This is a genomic window from Rhodopirellula sp. UBA1907, from assembly GCF_002337565.1.
Classification (GTDB): Bacteria; Planctomycetota; Planctomycetia; order Pirellulales; family Pirellulaceae; genus Rhodopirellula; species Rhodopirellula europaea.
Genome location: NZ_DDGH01000084.1, coordinates 19,527 through 40,204, shown reverse-complemented (window position 1 = coordinate 40,204; position 20,678 = coordinate 19,527). Strand labels below are relative to the sequence as shown.

The 20,678-nt window shown below is 55.4% G+C and carries 16 protein-coding genes and 1 pseudogene; 7 read left to right on the top strand and 10 right to left on the bottom strand.

Annotated features, from left to right (window positions below; translation table 11 throughout):
- The first annotated feature begins 152 nt into the window (after positions 1-152).
- Positions 153-611 carry a hypothetical protein gene (locus B2R17_RS18690; protein WP_008656341.1) on the top strand — a complete coding sequence of 153 codons (459 nt, stop codon included), beginning with the start codon at positions 153-155 and terminating at the stop codon, positions 609-611.
- Here B2R17_RS18690 and B2R17_RS18685 read toward each other — a convergent pair.
- From B2R17_RS18685 to B2R17_RS18665, 4 genes and pseudogenes are all read right to left on the bottom strand, one after another.
- Complete coding sequence (locus B2R17_RS18685) at positions 586-2,451, bottom strand: YHYH protein (RefSeq protein WP_286765152.1); 1,866 nt, start codon at positions 2,449-2,451, stop codon at positions 586-588. The two genes, B2R17_RS18690 and B2R17_RS18685, sit on opposite strands and share 26 nt — an antisense overlap.
- Positions 2,448-3,185, bottom strand: a pseudogene (locus B2R17_RS18680) (hypothetical protein). Before B2R17_RS18680 ends, B2R17_RS18685 begins: the two are co-directional and overlap by 4 nt.
- Positions 3,186-4,238 (bottom strand): hypothetical protein, encoded by a 1,053-nt coding sequence (locus tag B2R17_RS18670; protein WP_286765149.1) that lies wholly within the window; start codon positions 4,236-4,238, stop codon positions 3,186-3,188.
- A complete protein-coding gene (locus B2R17_RS18665; protein ID WP_286765148.1) occupies positions 4,235-4,753 on the bottom strand; it encodes a sigma-70 family RNA polymerase sigma factor in 519 nt (172 codons plus the stop codon). Before B2R17_RS18665 ends, B2R17_RS18670 begins: the two co-directional genes overlap by 4 nt.
- Positions 4,754-5,087: 334 nt before the next feature.
- Here B2R17_RS18665 and B2R17_RS18660 point away from each other — a divergent pair, with 334 nt between their 5' ends.
- A complete protein-coding gene (locus B2R17_RS18660; protein WP_286765147.1) occupies positions 5,088-6,824 on the top strand; it encodes an SMP-30/gluconolactonase/LRE family protein in 1,737 nt (578 codons plus the stop codon).
- A gap of 356 nt (positions 6,825-7,180) precedes the next feature.
- Positions 7,181-7,486, top strand: a complete 306-nt coding sequence (locus tag B2R17_RS18655; RefSeq protein ID WP_081610876.1) for a hypothetical protein — start codon at positions 7,181-7,183, stop codon at positions 7,484-7,486.
- 44 nt (positions 7,487-7,530) lie between these two features.
- Here the strand turns inward: B2R17_RS18655 and B2R17_RS18650 are convergent, their stop codons facing one another.
- The gene (locus tag B2R17_RS18650) at positions 7,531-8,022 is read right to left on the bottom strand and encodes a DUF6985 domain-containing protein (RefSeq protein WP_286765146.1); all 492 of its coding nucleotides are present in this window, start codon (positions 8,020-8,022) and stop codon (positions 7,531-7,533) included.
- Between the two features lie 94 nt (positions 8,023-8,116).
- On the opposite strand from B2R17_RS18650, the gene B2R17_RS18645 reads away from it, so the two are divergent.
- Positions 8,117-9,937 carry a serine/threonine-protein kinase gene (locus tag B2R17_RS18645; protein ID WP_286765145.1) on the top strand — a complete coding sequence of 607 codons (1,821 nt, stop codon included), beginning with the start codon at positions 8,117-8,119 and terminating at the stop codon, positions 9,935-9,937.
- Between the two features lie 690 nt (positions 9,938-10,627).
- Here the strand turns inward: B2R17_RS18645 and B2R17_RS18640 are convergent.
- Entirely contained in the window at positions 10,628-12,004 is a 1,377-nt protein-coding gene (locus B2R17_RS18640; protein ID WP_286765144.1) for a hypothetical protein, read from the bottom strand.
- Between the two features lie 289 nt (positions 12,005-12,293).
- Here B2R17_RS18640 and B2R17_RS18635 point away from each other — a divergent pair, with 289 nt between their 5' ends.
- The 3 genes from B2R17_RS18635 to B2R17_RS18625 all read left to right on the top strand — a co-directional run bounded on the left by B2R17_RS18635 (position 12,294) and on the right by B2R17_RS18625 (position 15,679).
- Positions 12,294-13,271 (top strand): alpha/beta fold hydrolase, encoded by a 978-nt coding sequence (locus B2R17_RS18635; RefSeq protein ID WP_008663587.1) that lies wholly within the window; start codon positions 12,294-12,296, stop codon positions 13,269-13,271.
- Positions 13,272-13,563: 292 nt separating this feature from the next.
- A complete protein-coding gene (locus B2R17_RS18630; protein WP_008663589.1) occupies positions 13,564-14,664 on the top strand; it encodes a quinone-dependent dihydroorotate dehydrogenase in 1,101 nt (366 codons plus the stop codon).
- A 79-nt stretch (positions 14,665-14,743) separates the two neighbouring features.
- Complete coding sequence (locus tag B2R17_RS18625; protein ID WP_037249692.1) at positions 14,744-15,679, top strand: ThuA domain-containing protein; 936 nt, start codon at positions 14,744-14,746, stop codon at positions 15,677-15,679.
- Between the two features lie 274 nt (positions 15,680-15,953).
- Here B2R17_RS18625 and B2R17_RS18620 read toward each other — a convergent pair whose 3' ends face one another.
- The 4 genes from B2R17_RS18620 to B2R17_RS18605 form a co-directional block, all read right to left on the bottom strand.
- On the bottom strand, positions 15,954-16,589 hold the full coding sequence (locus B2R17_RS18620) for a hypothetical protein (RefSeq protein WP_008663591.1): 636 nt from the start codon (positions 16,587-16,589) through the stop codon (positions 15,954-15,956).
- Between the two features lie 360 nt (positions 16,590-16,949).
- The gene (locus B2R17_RS18615) at positions 16,950-17,507 is read right to left on the bottom strand and encodes a hypothetical protein (RefSeq protein WP_008663593.1); all 558 of its coding nucleotides are present in this window, start codon (positions 17,505-17,507) and stop codon (positions 16,950-16,952) included.
- A gap of 48 nt (positions 17,508-17,555) precedes the next feature.
- The gene (locus B2R17_RS18610; RefSeq protein WP_008663594.1) at positions 17,556-18,212 is read right to left on the bottom strand and encodes an NAD(P)/FAD-dependent oxidoreductase; all 657 of its coding nucleotides are present in this window, start codon (positions 18,210-18,212) and stop codon (positions 17,556-17,558) included.
- A gap of 150 nt (positions 18,213-18,362) precedes the next feature.
- Positions 18,363-20,267, bottom strand: a complete 1,905-nt coding sequence (locus tag B2R17_RS18605) for an FAD-dependent oxidoreductase (RefSeq protein ID WP_286765143.1) — start codon at positions 20,265-20,267, stop codon at positions 18,363-18,365.
- Between the last annotated feature and the right edge of the window lie 411 nt (positions 20,268-20,678).

Here is a 20,678-nt window from a genome sequence, read left to right as displayed (position 1 = left end):
AACGGCCAACATCAACCCACACGTTTTGAATTGAACGAGGCCGTTGGCCATTAGAGGAAAAACGCAAATTCAAAACTCACGCGTCGGGTCACCAAGACAGTGCCGCATCAAAATATTCAGCTCGGGATCTCCCGCCCACTCTTTGAGACGATATGAAAGCCGCCACGATCAGCCAGTTGAAAAAAGAACTCGCCAAGCTGGATGAGGATGAGTTGCTCGACGTTTGTGTCCGAATGGCCAAGTTCAAAGTCGAGAGCAAAGAGCTGCTGACGTACTTGCTGATGAAAGCGGACGATGAACCAGCGTACGCGGATGAATTGTGCGACGAGATCGACGAGCACCTCTGCGTCTCCGGCAAAATCCACAAAAAGACGCTTCGCAAAATTGTCCGCTGGATGGACAAGTCACTGCGGTTCTCCGGCGACAAAGAAACCGAGCTGCAAGTCCGGATTCACTTCTGCCAGCGGATCAAGGAAAAACGAATCAGCTTCGGCGGTTGCCGCGTCAGCCAAAACATGTACGCGACGCAGCTCAAAAAAATCGACAAGGCGATCGAAAAAGTCCATCCCGACCTGCAATTCGATTTCAACCGGCAACTCTCGGGGCTGTGAACTTCTTCAGACTGAACCACGCTCCCGCCAGCAGAGCGACAACCCCGATTCCAATCAGAATCAGGAATGAACGACTACGGGATCGAGTGTACTGAAAGTCCAACGTGCCTTGTGCCAACGTGATGTCTGAAATGCTTTCCAGTAAATCCGCTCGTGTCACTTGGGCCGTTGTGAACTTGGGCTTCTCGGACAATGCATAAACAGTCACGTGATAGTGTTTCACACCCGGTCCCTTCGATTTCATCGGGTCGTATCCCGCGTGCCCTTTGTCGTTGATCCCCACCGTCCCAATTCCGCTCGCGTTTTGCGGCAGGCTAGTGACGTCCGCTGGAATGTCATAAACCACCCAGTACGACTTCACATCGTCAGGTCCAGGCGTATGCCGAAGATTGAGTGCATAACACTGAGTCCCTGCGGGCCCTTTCGACCAAGCAATCGGTGGTGACTCACCCGCGCCATCGCCGGTGAACTCGAGTAGCAATTCGTCGCCGGCAGCAAACGCCGGGCTGGTGACTTTCAATCGAGACGTTTGATCAGCGTCGGGACCGCCTTCTGTTCCTGAGCTATCGGCTTGGGGAAGAAACGGTTTGCCCATGCGGCTGCGATAGGTTTCGCTTCGCGTTTCACCCGATGGGTCCTGGAACGTGAGGTCGACCGTGCTATCGTCTTTGACGACATAGGTCACCGATCCCTGTTGGCCTTCCACGTCATACACCAACTCGAATCGATTGCCCGTCTTGCTGAATCCCGTGATCACGGCGCCACGCAGCGGTCGCAGATCAGGACGAATCGGTTCGGCACGCGGTTGCGGATCCACCTGACCGCCACGCTGGGTCACTTCCCCGTAAAAGCCACCATTCAAATACGGGTAGGTCTTTTGTGCGTGATAGTGGTAGTTGCCAGAGGCGTCCTTGTGCCCGCCGAGATCATCGAGCGGTGCAAAATCACTCGCCTTCGCATCTTGATAGCCAAAGATCGGGTAGCCGTCCAAGGCATAACCAATCGGTTGGCCTTTCCCTGTTGTCTCCTCCAGATGAACCGGAGCGATATGGTAGTGGTAATCATCCCCGCGACCGCAATGACCACCGTATTCATCCAGCTCGCCAAACAAGTAGGCATCATCACCACGATTGTTCAGCGGGTTGAAGATCGGCACGCCGTTGACGGCCAGAGCAATCGCACCACGCAGAAAATCGTTCTTGGTCGACATCGGATTCTTTGCGGGAACCGGATGCAACGGAATCTGCCACGCATTGTTTCCGAGGTACTTCTGCGGGATCGGAACCTGTTGCTGCCACGAACGAATGCCAATCATCATTGGATGTTCCGGCAACCCATTGGAACCGACATAGAGAAAGTCCTTGTCCCAGCGAAGCTGCAACAATTTCTCAAAGGGCTGGAAGTGCGCCCCGATCGCTGGCATCGTCTCGTTCGCCGCAGCATTCTCTGAGCTAGCTTGCACCGGTTGGTTCACCGCCACGAGCCGAATCGCGTGCTGTCGATTGAGAGTTTGAATCTCTTCCATTCGTTCCCGAATCCAGGCTTGGTCTGCAGCGACCAGACGTTCGATCGCGATGTCCGTGAGTGTTCCATCCTCACGGCGGATTTGAACCTTGCAATCCCTCGCTGAAACAAACGATCCGCGCAGGTGCGATCCATCCGATGCGATCGACCAAGTTCTCGATGGAGTCGACACGTGTGAATGCCCATGATGCCCGCCTTCGTGTGCGGCGACATGGGCGGTCGCTATCAAACAAAGCAGGCTCGCGATCGTCGGAATGAGAGAGCGTGAGTTGATAAACATGGCATTCATTTCAAGGATGGTTCGGAAAGGGTTCACCGAGGTCTTCGACGAGGCCCACTCGGAACGATGTCGTTCAAATTGGAAAAGTCAGGGCGAGTCTTTCCGTCTGGCGATGTAGTCACGACATGTCGAAAGATGACGGTGTTGTCGATCTCGACATCTTCCGTCCAAATGAAACGCGCGCCTTCGAAGTCGTGCTCGAAGAACGGTTCCTTCGGATCGATCTGCGCCTGCGTGTACTCCGTCGCTTGGCCCCACGATTCATCCTCAAAATCGACCGCATACCAGTCTTCCGGGATGGGAGTGTTTTCAACCCTCGGATTCTTAGTGTCTCGATCGATGGGACCTCGAGAAAATGCCTTGGCTTTCCAGTCGGCGTTGGTCACCGTGCCATCGCCAAATTTCAAGATGAACCCGCCGTCGCCAATGCTCGTGTTGGCATACTCCATTCCCGTTTTGGCGTCGGCATTGTCCTTGGCCATCACCGCAATCGTCATCGGGTAGTCCGGAAGGATATCAACGGAGATGACGTTGTGCGGCATGAACTGGATGGAGTCGACCGCGACAAGCTCGCCATTGATGTACATGATGAATCAGTTGTCGGCGTACATGTTCGCCTGCACCGTGTCACTGATTCGCGGCTTGCCAACCTTGCCGCGACTCTCTCCCTGGCTGTAGCCCGCCTGCATCCAAACGAAGCTGGTGACGGCGGTCACGCAAACGAGTGCGGCCAAACCCAAGGCGGGTTTTAAAATTCGTTTCCTGTTCATCTATTCAAACTCCACAATGCGTTTCGGGTCGTGATGGGATTCATGATCAAAATGGTCCGCAGCAAACGTCTGTTCCTCCATCAATGTCATCTTCAACGTGACGATGTTCCGTCCGTAGGGCATGTCGACAAATCGCATCTCACGAATCTGGCCACTGGATGCGGTGTAAAGAATTTCAACTCGTTCCGGCCCTAGGAAGCCTCGCTTCTTGATCGCCACCATCCGACGACTGGTCGCCGTGTTGGCTTCGACGTCCTGTTCGTGGACCTCGTTTGTTTGGCCTTCCACCGGCAACAATTTCAACTCATAGGCGGTGTGCAAAGCGTCCAAACCGTCTTCGATGTTGTTGATCGGTAGCGATCGTTCGTGCCCGGGCAAGTCTCGATTGAATCGCGTCAGGTCGTTGCTCAGACGAACCGGTCCGTCCGGCCGAACCGCCCAACTGGTCGTGCCGTTGCTGCCGGTGACGAAGAAGACACCAGGTTCCACTTCCCGTTTCAACACGAACTGATCCGAACCTCGAACATCCAAGATCGCGTTGTTCAAAGAAGGCTTCGGCGGGCGTCGATACTCCGGCGAATCGCGTCTTAGATCTTTTTGAGCCGCGCTCTCTTCTACCGAAATCAAGAACGTCCGATCCAATGACAGGCGGTTGGCCGCGATGATGCGGTTGAGTTCCATCACCGCTGCGAATGCCGAAGTGGTCCCCAAGCCATTCCAAAGCAGAGCGACGCTGATCAACACCAAGCACGCGGTCGTCGCCAACGCTATCGCGGATCGCCCCCAAACGTTTCTAGAGTGACTGGTCGGAGTGACCACGTTGGGCCGCTCGTCATCTTGGTCGGGCCCTGGATCATTGACCGTGGATTGCCCAGCCATGAACTCGTTCGTCGTGAAGGCATTGCGAAGCCGATCATGCAGCAACATCGCCGAGGCAAACCGCTGGGCGTGCAGCGAGTCGGACTTGATCCACTGATTCAGTTGCTGAAATTGTTCCTGCGACAGCGATTCGTCCAAGTAGCCGTCAATCAAATCTTCGATGGCAAGGCTCATGACATCGCCTCCAGACTCTTGCGTTCAACACATGCTCTCACGCGATCTCGAATTCGTTGGAGTGCCTTGGCGACGGAATTCGCTGACATGTCCACTCGCTCGGCAATGGCCGCGGGCTTCAAGTCTTTCTGATATCGCAACTCGAACAGGTGACGAGCACGGTTCTCCAAACCGCCCAGGCATTCCGTGACAAAATCCAGTTTCGCTGATTCTTGCTGAGCCACGGTTGGAATCGCGATCGCCAGACAAGCGATCGCATCGTCGTCGAACACCAACAGGTCTTTCCGTCGGTTTCGCATGTACAAACTCACCTGATTGCGAGCGACACCGATCGCCCAGGGCACGAACGGAAGCTCGGGATCATAGGAGTCATACGACTCGATCACAGCGACAGCGACTTCCTGCAGCACGTCATCGCGATCACGGAAATCACGAACCATCGATGTCACAAACGCCGACACAGCGGGCTGCGCCAGTGTCCATTGTCGAGTTGCCTGTCGTGCGGTTTCGTCCATTCCGTGCTCCGTCCAGAGAAGTGCTCACACCGTTACTTAACAAGACGGTCCAGTTCATGACCGAGAAAATTTCTGAAATGTCCGAAATCGCCCACGGCAGGACGCATCTCCGTTTGCCACCGCGAAGCAAAACCGCCTCGCCTCGACTATCTTGGTGGCCCCCTCCAACTCTCCCCAGAACATTCTCCCCCATCCACGAATTGATATGACATTCGCAATTCACCGCCGCGTCCAATCACGACGAGCCAGATCCTTCCTCCGATACCTCGCCGGGGCCAGATTCCTCGCTGGGGCCAGATTCCTCTCAGGAGCCAGTGCACGAATCTCGTTCATCTTGTTCCTGCTGCCCGCGATGGTAACGTTGGCCCAAGAGAGCTATCCAGTTCACCCCGACACCGTGGCAAAGGAAAGCGTTCCCCGAGGAGTGGTGACGGCCCATCGATTCACCGACAGCACGATCTATCCAGGCACCGAACGCGACTACTTCGTTTACGTGCCCGCCCAATACGACGAGTCCTCCCCGGCCGCGTTGATGGTCATGCAGGACGGTGCCAAGTACGTCCGCGAAAAGGGCGAGTATCGATTGCACCATGTCTTCGACAACCTGATCCATCGCGGCGAAATGCCGGTCACGATTGCCGTCTGCGTGAACCCCGGTGTCGTTCCCGGTGGCGAGGGGGCTCAGGATCGTTTCAATCGCAGCTTTGAATACGACACCGTGAGCGATCACTACGCTTCGTTCCTGATCGATGAGTTGATCCCCGAAGTCCGCAAATCCTATGCGATCACCGACGATCCCAACCTGCGAGCCATCGGTGGCAGCAGCAGCGGCGCGATCGCCGCGTTTGGCGTGGCCTGGCACCGTAGCGATCAGTTCCGCCGAGTCTTCAGCACCGTTGGCACCTACGTCGGGCTGCGAGGCGGAAACGAATACCCAACCCTGGTTCGCAAACACGAACCCAAACCGCTGCGAGTATTTTTGCAAGATGGCAGCAATGACTTGAACATCTACGGCGGCAGTTGGTGGCATGCCAACGAAACGATGTTGGCCTCACTGCAGTGGGCCGGCTATCAAGTCAAAAACGTCTGGGGCGAGGGCGGCCACAACGGCAAACACGGCGCAGCGATCTTTCCCGATGCAATGAAATGGCTGTGGAAAGACTTCGATCGTCCCATCAAAACCAACGTTTCAGAACACCCTGAAATCAAAGACCGCTTGATCGAAGGCGAATCGTGGAAACTGGTCAGTGAAGGCCACAAGTACACCGAAGGCCCCGCCGTCGCACCCAACGGCGACGTGTCCTTCATCGATGGGCCACGAGGCGAAATCTGGAAGATCGCCGCCGGCACGAACAAGGCGACCAAGTTTGTTGACGACCTGCCGGGCGTTAGCGCGTTGATGTACGACGCGGCCGGCCGTCTCTACTGCGCACGAAACAAAGCCCTGACCGTGACACGGATCGATCCCGATGGCCGACGCACTGATCTGTGCTCGGGCGTTTCCTGCAACGACTTGGTTGTGCTGGAACATGGCATCTACTTCACCGGTCCCACCGAACAAGCCGTCTGGTACCTGCCGATCGACGCCGATGGCAACCCCCGAGGAGATGGCAAGCCAATTCAAGCCGGCAAAGGACCCAAGAAACCAAACGGATTGATCGTCACGCCTGACCGACGATTCCTGATGGTCGTCGATGCAGAAGGCCGTTACGTATGGTCCTACAAAATCGACGCCGCGACGGGAAAACTGTTGCACGGCCAGCCCTACAGTTACGTCCACACGCCGCAAGACGACATGATCGGCGGGGCCGACGGAGTCACCATGACCAAGGATGGGCCACTCTTGGTCGCCACCAAGTTGGGCATTCAAATCATCGACCCGCCCGGCCGAGTTCACCTGATCCTTTCGCGTCCCATTTTGTCGGGCAAGCTTTCCAACTGCGTTCTGGCCGGTGAGAACATGACCACGCTGTACGTCACCTGCGGCAGCAAAGTGTTTTCAAGAGAGACCAAGCTCGACGGCATCGCCCCCTGGCAACCCGCCGTCCAACCGCCCAAACCACGACTCTAATTTGGAAGATGTGTGACTCTTCTCGTTGGCCAACGGCGTTCTTCAACGTCACTATGGACACAGCCCAAGAATCCATTTCAAGTAACCCGACACATAACGACCAGTTAATTGAGTCGCCTTCCAATTCTCCTTGTGAGTCGTTTAGGCGTTAGCCCCGGTTCCTTCTGCTAAAACCGAGGCGGACGTCTACAAATCGGCAGCCCGGTAAAACAAGTGGAACAGGCTTCCAGCCTGTGATTGCGCGGAACACAGGCTGGAAGCCTATGCCACTTAATCTTCGTTGAACGACCAACCAAAACGACTGCAAAGACGCACCTTCAAAACTCACTGAGGAGCCAGAGTTGACGAAACGAGAGATGGATCAAAAAGCCGCGATCATGATCGTGATCGATCACCTGGGCAACATTCCGCCCGGCACCAAGTGTTCGGCGGTGCTCTTTGACCGCGAAAGAATTCGCCGGGAAAAGGAGTTCTACGCAAAGCTCTACAGCGAGAACGGTGTGCATGATGCGGAGATCCTGCAAGCAATGGTGTCCGCCAACGTGCCCGACGATCCCTACTGGTTGGTCTCATTGAAAACCAGCGACGGAGCGATGGGAGACATCACCCAACTGCACCGAGTCGATGACCGAACCGGAAAGATCATCCCTGATCCAGCCTAATCGTCGAACGAACAACCAACCGCAATTCATCGTGAACGGCCCTCTTAACTTCGCTTCGTGTTGAACTCTTGCTTGTAGGTGCAGAACACGTATTCAGGATTGTCGTTCGTTGTCGTCCCATCGAATTCGCTGACCCTGACAAGCGTATTGCCGTTTTCCCAACTCATCACCATCCCGTGGGAGTACCAGGCAACGTTGGCTTCCAAAACGACATGCATTTTGTCGTCCGATTTAGCGAAATAGAAATGCAGTGGAGTGACGTACTCCCAAACTTGCGTCGGCTCCTTCAGCTGCCCGCTCTGCTTCCCGAGCAAGTCATTGCCGCACTCATGCACCATGAACTGGTAGTAGGCAAAAGGATGACGAGAATCGGCAAATCGGTCCGCAGAGGTCAAACGGAGAAAGTTCTTCAGGGCCTCAATCGCCTCTTCCGTACTGACCGAATCGTTTTTCACTTTGATGGGGGACTCATCAAAGTAGCCGATCGAGATTTCGTCTCCCTTCGTGATTGCGTCGACCAATTCTGCGTCAGTCATCGGTACTCACTTGCATGATCTTGAGTGCTTGAATCCCAAATCGTAGTCTTGCTAGGGGATCGTCCCAACGTATGACTGCTTGTTTCGGAAATGCATGATGACTGTCCCCCCTCCACATCCGGATTCTGAAAATCTCGATGAGCGGGAAACTGTCGACGAAAACCAGCTGGTCGGCGGTGACTCGGATTTCTCAGTGGCCGACAACAATCCTTCACCGTTGTCTTCCGTCTCCGCCGAGCTTACCACACACCCACGCTACGAAGTGCTTCAGGCAATCGGACAAGGTGGAATGGGCAGCGTCTACAAAGCACGGCATCGCCTGATGGATCGCATGGTGGCAATCAAAGTCATCAAACCTGAATTGATTCGAAACGCAAAGGCGATCCAACGTTTCCAACGCGAAGTCAAAGCCGCTGCTCGATTGGCTCACCCCAATATCGTCGCCGCCTTCGACGCCGAACAAGTCGGAGAGCTACACCTGTTGGTGATGGAGCATGTTGATGGGATCGATCTGGCTGAACTGGTGAAGCATCGAGGACGTTTATCCGTTCCTGTTGCCTGCGAGTACGTCGTGCAGGTTGCTGCTGGTTTGCAGCACGCCTTTGAAAACGGCATGGTCCATCGCGACATCAAACCACCGAACCTGATGATGTCCACCGCGCATGAGGGCTCCAGTGATGATACCTCTGAATTGTCGGACGTCACGATCAAGATTCTCGATTTCGGCTTGGCTTCCTTTGCTGTGCCGGATGATTCGAATGAAAGCGTGCGGACCGCTGACCATAGCATCACCGCGATTGGAACGTACATCGGAACGCCAGCCTACGTGGCACCTGAACAGGCTCAAGATGCACGCCAAGCGGATATTCGTAGTGACATCTATTCGCTAGGAGCCACGCTACATTTTCTATTGTTCGGCAGGCCGCCAAGTGTGCAGGAAAAGACGGGCAGGCACGACATGGATCAAGCCGACGCAGCATCCTCCGAAGGCTTGCTCGATGAAGACGCAATTCCCGACAGCTTGCGAGACGCAATCGGTCGGATGATGTCTCCTGACCCGAAGAATCGATATCAAACACCCAACGATGTGATCCAAGCTTTGACGCCATTCATTGCTGCCGCACCGGACGCTTTGCCGACGAGTAGGCACAGCGATGCTACTGCGGCCTCGCAACGCACAGTGAATAGGTGGCGAATAGTAGGCGCTGTTTTGTTGACATGCTGCGTCATTGGATTTTTCCTTTTCGTCAACCCTTGGCGTTTCAATACAACGGAGACTGGATTGCCAGCAACCAATCCGATGCAACCCAGTGAGGCTCCTTTGCCAGCAGTGCCAGAACCCGATCAGAAGCAGCGAAGTATCGACGCGATCAACGAATTAGACGTGATCCGGGACAGCATCATCGGTCAGTGGCGAATAGAGGCGGGTCAATTGTTGACGCCAGATTTCCAGCGCGGACTGCGCGCCGTACTTCAACTACCTGTTGAGGTGCCCGTTCAATACGACTTGAGCCTCGTGGTTGCGCGTCGCAGTGACGCCAACAAACTCTATGGTGGGTTGAACATCGCTTTTCCATTTGGTGATTCAAGCGGCATGCTCGCGGTAGGTACACACCGTGACGTTGGTGGTTGCTTTATCGAACGCATTGACGGAATCGCTCGGCATGAATCGCTACCGACTTGGACGGAAGGATTCTTTTTTGAGCAAGATGAACATCGCACCGTTGATCTGAATGTCCGCGAAAATGAGATCGTGGTTTTCATTGATGGCATCGAAGCAATTCGATGGAGCGGAGATCCGACTCAAATTGAGTTGCCACCGGGATGGGAGATCCCCGACACAAAGTCGATCTCCCTTGGTGCGACTGGCGAATTCGTCATCGACGAAATTCAATTTACGCCGATATCCGATTAGCCGTGCATTCAGTCTCCTTGTCTCAAACGAGCCTGCATGTTGACGACGTAATTTGCCGCTGCTCTATCTCACGGTGAAATGATCCGTCGGTCAGATTTCATACGTTGCCCAAGGCAATCTGATAGAGACGGTCAGTACACTGACCAAGCGACTTGAAGAGTTCCCGTTGATGAATGGCTTGCTCGTCAGCCGTGCCCAACGATTCAGCCCAGGTTCTGGACCTCGCAACGCCCATACATCTGGTACAGAACAGCATCGACGTATTTTTCAGTCACCGGAAGCCCGGTATCGACACTGTCGGTGTTCGCGTTGAGCTTGTCGCCAAAGAACATGTGATTGGGCTCTTGTCGACAAATGGCGTGCCGTGGCGTCGTACTTGTCGACGACCTGCTTCAGAAACTCGACGTTGTCACGTGTCTCATTCGCATTGGAAAGATCCGTGTGGAGTCGCCAATAATGTGCGTTGACCAAAGCATCGAAGGACTCAAATTCAGCGCTGTAAGGTTTAACGGAAACAACATCGATGTAGGGCAGAGCCTCCTGGATAATCTGCCATGTCGGATTCCAGCCCGCATATCGTTCTCCGAAAACAAGTGCTCCGGGCGCCAACTCTCGTGTCAGTGGTCCCAAGTAAGAATAGATTTCCCGAGCAATGATTGCTAAGAAATTTAGCTTGGCATCATGAAGCGGTCAGTTACCACCAACTTCGGGTGCCGCCGGTGAGGGCTTTGACTCGAGCCCCATCGTGTTCACGGCAACCACGGAGTAGTCATGATCGACACCAGGCTCAGCTGTCCGATCGACGAACTCCATCTTTGCGAGCGGTTGAACGGGAGTGTCGCTGTATTGCAGGTTCTGAAACAACGGGCGTCCGAAGCGATTCTTGCCGCGACCGCCAACTTCCGTTAGGAATCCTCCATCGCGAAGAATGATGAATTTCTGAATTCCGCTTTCGACATCTGCTTCCGCAATCCAATCCAACCGGTTTCCATCACGCTGGACTTTTGCTGGTGCGGGCGGCGGTGTCGTATCGACCACGTTTGTGTCTTTTCGAAATTTCATCCACGCTTTGGCAATGGTCTCATCGGGTAGCCACCCTGCCTTGACCGGGTCGCCCTCGAATCGGTTGGCGGGTATGGCGGTCGCACCGGTAGGCTCTGCCAACCACGCTCCTTCGAGCGAAATCTTGTGCAACGCCTGCCCTGACTCCAAAGGCAGTCGCAGCGAGAGACATTTATCCAGCCAAGGAATCGCCAGGTATCTGGAGTTTCCGCATTCGTGTGCGGTCAGAGGATCGATGGCAACCCCGAGCAGGCCACCACGACCGCGAACGTTGTTGAAGAACGCGAGGTTCGCTGGCCAAACATTGGCGAAGCGCCCGTCTTTCACTGTCACGCCTTCTTTGGTGCCGGGATTGCACATCATCGGAACGCTGAGTGCCGTTTCGGGCAAGGCATGCGGCTTGATTGCTGGTCGATCGGGATTGACTTCCAACAGAGGCACACCGGAGCGAAGCCATGCGGCGGCGATACGTTCGGGCTGGGTCATCACCATCCCGCCGCACCAGTGTCCACCTCCGCTGTGCCCCCAAAGGGCAAGTGGCACGGAAGCGAGTTCCGGGTGCCCCGACATTTTGCCAAAATCAACGAGCGAGCGATCGAACGCTGCAGCGGAACCGTTGCGTGGATCGCACCACATCTGACAATCCGCCTTCTGTGGCTGCTCATAAGCCGGAGACAGCAACGCACAATCGTGTTTCTTGGCCAGAGCTTGCCAGTGCAGATCGTACGCACCGGTAAGGCCGGAGCTGCACGATCCTTCTCCGCAACCATGTTGATGCACGACAATGCCGCGAAGTGTTGCGACACCGTTCGGAATCCAAATGGTGTACCTCACCGGATAGGTCAGCTGACCAGGTTCTTTGGACGCCTCATAACGAACCGAGTAGTAGGGCGGCTCGGCTTCAGGGAACACGTCGTAGGGAGATTCCTGCGCGGATGAATCGACGATGAAGGCCAGCGAACATAGAACGACGAGGGCAAGGTAGAAACTGGTAGAAGATCGCATCGGTGAAGATTGGCTCTGACGGGCGGAGGGGACACTGCCCAAATGGTACCTCAAGCAGACCGGCAGGACTGGTTTCTACCGGCCAAAATGCGATCCCATGCCACCAACGAAAGTGGTTGGTCGTTCGGGCGTGGTGCTAAATTGGTCGCAAGCCCAAACGAGCACGGCCGGTAGAATGTTTTGTTCGGGGACATGGGTAACACACTCCCGGGGACGGAGGTAGCCTCCCGATCCTCGCTTTCAAGCTGCCGACGCACTCAAGATTCACCAAATCGCCGATCGAAATCAAATGCACAACGTAGCCATTGTTCTCGCAGCTTTGCTCTCGCTGGCTTTCTTCAGTGCCGATCACGCGGCTGGTGAAGAAGCGGCAACTGGTCGCGATTATCAAACCGTTGTCGCTGCCAGTAGCAAACCGCTGATCGCAGAATCCAGTTATCGACTTTGGGTCCCCGATGACACGCCAGTCATCCGCTCGCTTTTCGTCATCAACATGCGTGGTGCCGGCAGGCGTCTCTTCGTTGATCCAGAGTGGCGAGCGATGGCTGATCGGAACTCTGCTGCGATGTTGTACTGCGAGTTCGAGGCCAAGAGCGTTCGTGACAACGGGTACGGTCTGTCGATCCTGAAGGCTTGCGAGCAATTTGCTGAAACCCTGAATCGGCCGGAGCTTCGGCATGCCCCTTTTGTTTTGTGGGGCCATTCGATGGGCGGCCGAGTCGCACAGGACTTTGTGCGATTCAAACCCGCACGCGTGATCGCGTTTCACATTGCCCTGCGAGCGAACCCCACGTCCAAAGAATTGATGGAAGAGGAAGCGGCTGCGGTGAAGGTTCCGGGGCTCTACCTGATGGGCGCGAACGACGGGAAGCCGGCCGACATACGTGAACATTTTCGTGAAGCTCGCCGGAACGGATCTCCACGCGCGTGGGTTTGGTTGCCAGGTCAGTCGCACTGGCCCAAAGGAATGCACTTCGAGAAAGACGAAACATCTGTCATCGATTGGCGAGCGTGGGCTGCCCACGACATCGTCATCCAATGGACCGAAGCCATGATCAAACTTCGACTGCCAATGAATGTTGATCCTCGCAAAGGATCGGTCGATCTGTTGCCGGTTGACCTCACAAAGGGTTGGGTGGCTGATGTCGCTTCGAAGGAGCACGGTCCCGTCTCGAAACTCGATGCAATCGACTCAGCAAAATCTTGGCTCCCGAATGAGAAGGTCACTCAAGCCTGGGCAAGCGACTCCATTTCAGAGTCAGACTGAGAACAACCAATCCGCTGAACGCGGTGCTGGACTGCCGGGACGTTGCTTCACTTGGTCCCGCCTACGGTTCATCTCCTCCTGCGTGCTTCGGAGTGACTTGGCTGAATAACTCGTAAGATGTGTGTACCTTGATGCACGATAAACTCACTTGGCATCGCGCGAGCAAACAGTGGGATAGGCTTCCAGCCTGTCAGGAATGCATTGACAGGCTGGAAGCCTATCCCACACACCAGATGATTGATCATGCGAGGCTTGGCACGACAACCAAAATCCTGGAACCGAAGCGACAGCGATGACTTTTTACAAAACGCTCATCCGGCCGCTGCTCTTTTCACTCGATGCGGAAACAGCTCATCACTTCGCAGTGGAAGGGTGCCGATGGATGGGTGTGTTGCCCGGGGTTACCAATGTCGCGCGACGGTGCCTGGAGTCTCATGATCCAATCTTGAAGACCGAAGTGGCTGGGCTCCGATTCGACAATCCAATCGGGCTCGCGGCTGGGTGGGACAAGAACGGACGTGCCTTGCGAATGCTGGACGCGTTGGGATCCGGGTTGATTGAGATCGGTTCCGTCTCGGCGAGAAGGTCCAGCGGCAACCCAAAGCCACGCCTGTTTCGGCTACCTCAAGACAGCGCCGTCGTCGTGAACTATGGACTGCCCAACGATGGCGCTGAGATCGTTGCTATACGATTGGGATCTCACCGCGGTCGCGTCCCGCTTGGTGTCAACATCGTCAAGACCAACGATAGAACAAACGCACCCACGTGCAGCGACGAGCAGATCCTGAGCGACTACGAATTCAGCACGCGCCGACTTCATTCTCATGCGGACTACCTGATGTTCAATCTCAGTTGTCCCAACGCCCAAGGCGGCAAGAGCTTCTTTGCCAAACCTGGCAATGTCGAACGTTTGCTCGAACGTTTGGCTCCGCTGCAAATCCAATCCCCGGTCTTTCTCAAGATAGCCCCCAACAATGATCCCGGTCATCTGGATCGCTTGCTCACTCAGTGCGAACGCTTCGCCTTTGTGCGTGGCTTCTGTTTCAACCTGCCCTCTCAAAAGCCACCGCTTTCGGTCGCACCGGAACATCTGATCGACAAGCCTGGTGCTGTGGCGGGCCGTCCCATCGCTGCATTGATCAACGATTGCATTTCAGAATTGTACCGCCGGATGGATCGCGATCGATACATTGTCATCGGTGCCGGAGGTGTCTTCACCCCGCAAGACGCGTACGACAAAATCCGTCTCGGTGCTTCGCTGGTTCAGGTTTACACCTCCATGATCTACGAAGGCCCCAGTGTCGTGAAACGCATTTGCACCGGTTTGGCGGAGCTACTCAAACGGGATGGCTTCAATCATGTGAACGAGGCCGTCGGGAGTGCACACTGGTGAACATCGCCATGCTCGATCACTTAACATCAAAGAACTTGCAGCGTCGAAACAGATCACATCACTTGGAGCAACCTTCGAAATGACGAACCAAACCAACCGTCCGGCAAGCGAATCAACACATGCGTCCCGTCGCGGATTCATCAAGACGACATCCGGACTCGTCGCCGCTGGTGCGGCGGTATCGCCAGCTCATGGATGGTCCGATGAGTTGGCCGATGGTTCCACGCGAGTCCTGATCGTCGTCGGCCCCAGCAGCCATCCGCCGGGCACTCACGAGGTCGCTGCCGGTGGTCGGCTGATGAAACACGCCCTCGAACAGATCGAGAATCTGTCGGGAATCCAGGCGGACGTGGTCGAAGGCTGGCCCGAAAAATCTCTTCGCGACGCCGCATCAACGGTGGTTTTCATCGGGGATCTGTTCCCGCCCAACCGTCTCCCCAACCCGCAGCAGAACCTTGCCGACCTGGATGAAATGATGCAGCGAGGCGTGGGCATCGCATGCATTCATTATGCGACGGGCTTGCTGGGCGATGACGTCACGCCCGATGGCGACCACCCGCTGTTGAAATGGATGGGTGGTTACTTCGCCAACCGTTCTTGCCCGCACCACGAATCGTTCGCCAGAGTCTTCCCCAAAGCAACCATCACTCCCGTGGAGACCGATCATCCGGTCACGCGAGGCTGGAAAGAATTCACCCTTCGTGACGAGCCCTACTTCAACAACTACTTCGGTGCGGATGGAAATCAAGTTGCCCCGAAAGCAACCGTTCTGGCGACATCGATGTTGCCACCGGAAGCTCCCAAGCGAGAAACAGTCGCATGGTGCATCGAAAGAGAGGACACCGGCCGCGGATTCGGCGTCGTGATGCCGCACTACTACAAGAACTGGCGTGACGAAGACCTGCGCCGCCTGATCCTCAACGGAATCGTCTGGAGTGCCAAAATCGATGTTCCGGCGGGAGGCGTGAAAACCGATTCGCCAAACCTAGCCGACTTCGATCCAAAGTCGGTTTAAGGATTGAGCGGAAAATGAATGCCATAGCCTTCCAGCCTGTGATTGCGAGGAACACAGTTTGGAAGCCGATGTCACCATTTCAATCCGGCACTTATTCTTCGCTCGTTGCTATACAGGGGTGACTCAGCAAGTGATTTCATGGAAGACAGCAATCACTCCCAAGACCAATTCCGTTGGCTGTTGTCTGACGAACCTTTTTGGGCATTCCAAATGTGCCCGCAGATGCCAATTCGAGGTGCATGATCGTATCGGCGCAGGTGTCCTTCGGGTTGGTTCAAATCCCGTCTAAGTCGAGCTCCGACAGCTGGTCCCATTGCTGTTGAACATACTCACCAGCTTCTTTGGGGACCTTCAAATCAAAGTTTGGATCTCGGTCATCGTTCGCAGGCTCGTACTCGCTTCGCATCATGTTGGGGCGAAACAACAAATCCTCGCCAGCAACGATCCGAAATCCGAGACTCGCCAGTTCACGATCTGTCATACCAGTCGTTTCTCTCCACATCATCGTCGATGTTTCACCCGAGAACATCCTGGACACGGAGTCGACGATCATTCCTTGCCAATCACGCATCGACGAGTGGAAGACAGCACGATGAATGAAGACCAAACCAAGCACCGGATGATCGATTCCAATTTCCTTCCGATACTCAGCGTACTTCGCGGTTGGCTCAAGCATCGCTGAGCAGACGCTGAGCCATCCCTGCGAATCCGCATCGCAGACTTCCCACACATTCACACCCTCCTCCTCGATCCGTGCGACGTCGAGGTAGTCGAACGCCAACCGAGCCGCGACCACTTCGCCATCCTCGTCTTCGCTTGACGCACAGTACACAGAAAGCTCGTGCGGACGAAGGTATCCGTTCGGATCAACTGGCTTCGGGTAGAAGATTGAACGCAACTCGATTCTCATGGGGATCCCTTTCCTGCAGATAACACCTGACGCCCCATCATCCACTATCCGCCAACTGAATTGAAGCCACCCGCCTTCACTTCACTCGCCAGCCCGATAGCGATTCGGCTGAATCTCCGGCCCTGGCCGCAGACCGCCCGGATTCGGGTCACAGGAGTCCGCTTGATTGGTTGGCCCTGAAATGCTTCGCCGAGCCAATCAAGTGGCTTGAAATCAACACATCGTGCTCTTCACCATGAGCTTGAGCAAAACGCCACTTATCGATCTCAGCGAGCATGCCCAAGAACAGGGCGACGCGACAGACGCTGGCATGACCAAGACGTTGCGTTCAAGCAGCGTCCGTAAACCACCTGAAGAAAGTCAGGTTTTCAACTCAACCGACTGGACCGCCTCCCGTGGCGTCGAGACATACATGACGGCTTCCTGCCCTGCCAAACCAGACTGCTGCAGCAATTCAAAGTGATCATACCGTTCGATTTGGAACCGATGACCGCCAATGCAAAAATATCGATGCAGCAATTTGTCATACCGCATCGTGAACAACAGGATCTTGCCTTTCACGGGGAAAGCCTTTCCATCCCGAAGAGTTCGCTTCATCTGGTACCGGTGAAAAAGAATGAAGCCCCACAGAATCAGACCGAAGAACACCGTCACACCAACGTACGCCGACAACGATCGAATCCCGAAGGCGCCGGTGCGAACCATCTCCGCGCAGAAGCCAAGGAAAGCCACCCCAAACACGATCGAGAAGGCCACCCATGCGAAACGTGAGTTCGCAAAGTGGGCTTTTGAGATCCGTTCCTTCTGGGCTGCCGACAATTCACCGGACCGATTGGCTGCAAGATCAGCCTGAGAAAAGCCAAAGACCGTTTCCAGAACCGCTTGCCGTTTGGACAGGTCATCATCCACCGTGTGCATCCTTTCGATTCACCTCTCAATCGCATCTTCGACTGACAGAACGTTCTCTTACCTCGATGGAACACCGTCTTTGACCAACGATTTGTTGATCATCGTGGCAGCCATCGCACCATCCGTCACGGCTGTCGCAACCTGGGGTGCTCCAACGGAGGCATCCCCGACCACGTAGACACCAGGCACGGAAGTGGCACCGAATTGGTCCGTCTCGGCGGTGTCGCTATACACGCCAGTCATCGACACGAGCTTGCATCCGAGCTGCTTGGCGAGCGACGATCGGGGAACCACAGGAGCCCGAATGAAGAAAGCTTCCACGTCCAACGATTCGGTTTGCACACGGAATCCAGGATTCGATCTTTGGGCACTTGTGACGCGGCCATCGTGAAAGCTGACGTCGTAAGGTTTCAACTGTTCGCGTCCGATCTTCAGCAGCTCCGCCGGACGAATCCCGTCTCTCGAAAAGAAACTGTGAACGGCGGGCGAAGTTCGATTGCGAGGCTGGCCCGCATCACAAACCAACACCTTTCGGCAGCTCCGCCCCAACACCAAAGCGGCGCTCAATCCAGATGGTCCACCGCTGACCACGATGGCATCGTAGTCCATCTTGGATGCCTCTTCGTTTGTATCAGCCGCGGCGGAAGCCTCGGTCGACAACACCGCTCCGATCGCAGTCGCGGCAAAAGCGCTCGTTGCATCTCGTCGATTCATGGTGATTCTCGTTTTGCTATGCATAGGAAACCCACCTCGCCCCGAAGCGATCGACGCCAGCTACAACAACGGCACACTCACCGTGAAAGCGACCGAATATGGCGAGCCCCTGACGCTGGTGTCTCGCATGAAAAGTGACCGAGGGGCATTCTATTGCTTGAGTCGCTTGGCCCAGTCGCTGTAACTCGCTTTGTATTTCTGGAAGAGTTTGTATTCCTCTTCACTGAGGTTCCCGTCCTGGTTGCGGTCGATCTTGGCGAAGAGCCACTCAAAGCCCGGCTTGCCAGTGTCCCATTCCGATTTCGAGACGGCCTTGTCACCGTCACGATCCGCTTCGGCCAGGAGTCGGGAATACGTTCGGCGGTCGCGATTCCGAGTGGGAGCGACATCCTTTTCCGGATCCCACTCCAACTTTTGACCGGCAGCCACCAAAGCAGCCTGATACTTCTTCGCATCGATGTCCTGAACGCTCGCGTCTTCCTCGATCGCCCGGCAAGCGGCAATTCCGGCAGACTCTCCACAGATCATGAAGACAGGTTCCATGCGTGCCGACGCATAGCCGAGATGGCTGGCCGAGAAGCAGACAGGCACCAGCAGATTCGTGCAGTCGCCTTTACGAGGTGTAATCGCACGATACGAAATTGGGTAAGGAACATTGGTCGGACCTTTGTCGCCGCCAACAAACATCTTTCCTTCGATACCGACCCACGTGCGACCCTCGGCGCCTCGACCCCAAATCCGACGTGCGGGATAAGTGTCGATTCCGTACTGGGCAAGTCCGATCGGATCGTCGACCTGGCGGCGGTTATAGACGTCGTGCGAGGTGATCGTGTACTGTCCGTTCAGACGGCGAGACACTCGAATGTAAAGCTGAGCCGGCCAGCCACCTGTATCGGGATGCGCACGACGATCGAGTCCAAGCTTTGCCACTTCCTGGCGATAACTTTCGGGCACGCGACGATCCGTGCTCATGAAATGATGGATACCGCGCAGGTAGTCCTGGTGCTGCTTCCACACGCGTGCTTTGGCGGCATAATCGCCACCGGCGTAAAGGTGGCTGATGCCCAGAGGAGACATGGAGAACAGAGAGCTGCGTTGGTAATTCCATTCGCCGTCATTCTTCCAACCAGGAAAGATAGCGACCAGACTTCGATGAAGTCGTTCAGGATCGTCGATCGTCTGGGCAAGGTGTTTGACATACCGCCCCACCAACTCGAATTCGGCCGGGTCGTAATCCTGCGCGGGAGTCAGCGGCACACGATGCTCGGGATCGCTCGTCGTATAGTAGCGGTAGTTATAAGCTTGAGTGTATTCGTCAGCAGAACCGATCCTTTTGCCGTGGTCATTCTCCACCCAATTCAAAAGACCACTGTCGGGATTTCCAGGCTCGACGAAAGGATCCAGCGACGCGATTTCCATCGGTTCACGCACCCCCGCGAGTGCTTCGTCGAACTCTGATTCAGCCTCGCGCCCCACACGAAAGGGAACGCCAGAGGGCGCCATCAGGTCGCCTTCGTAGCTGGCGTCGATAAACACCTTTGCCGTGACGCGCAAGTGACTTCGTTCCTTTGGCCTGGCAATGGGGCAACCAAGTTCGTCGAAGGGTGCGAGGTCAAAAATGGCCGTCTTGATCGCTCCACGTTGCAGCTCACAGCTCGCGATTCGATGGTCGTAGATAACCTTGATGTCGTGCTCTTGGAGCAGTGCAAGGAAGTCTTCGCGAATCGCTTTCGGGTTCAGGCTCCCCAGGCTCGATTCAACCAGCGTTGGAGCACTGGCGCCCAGGTTCGGGAGGATTTTGTGAGTCATGCCACCGGTGGCAGCAAAGTTAGGGCAGTCCTGGAGAGGTTTCAGCCCGGCACCCAGCATCCCGCCAACCCAACGACCAGGTTCGACAATGACGACGGACCGCTTCTCACGTTTCACAGCGATGGCAGCCAGGATTCCCGAAGGAGTCGCCCCGTAGACGCAAACATCCACTTCAGCCGAATTAGGAAAAGCCGCCGCATGAATCGGCTTACAAGGGATGGCAGCAAGCGCGATCAACACAAGCATCCCTGGGATTGTTCGATGCGGCGATGCCAGACTCGGCAAGAATACCATGTTCAATAACGCCTGTTCATTCGGCATACGGATGGAAATCCCAGTGAGTATAACTCGCCTCACTTGAGAAGAACATTTGACAAAGGCAAATCAGCGCGCGGACTCAAGGAACGAGAAACGGTGTCCGTTAGCTTACAACCTCGTCCGGTAGAAAAGGCTTCAAAACGCATCGCTAGCCAACCGGATGCCACGGACATTGAGTTTCACCGCAACGCTTCAGTCGCTCGGCGTGACTTGGCTACTGGGAGGTGTCAAATGCACGAGTGAACTTGTGCAACAAGGGATGCTGATATCATTAAGTCAAACCGTTGGCAATCGTCTTGGTCGAGTTGAACCACGAGCGAACAAGCGAAGGCCTAAAGT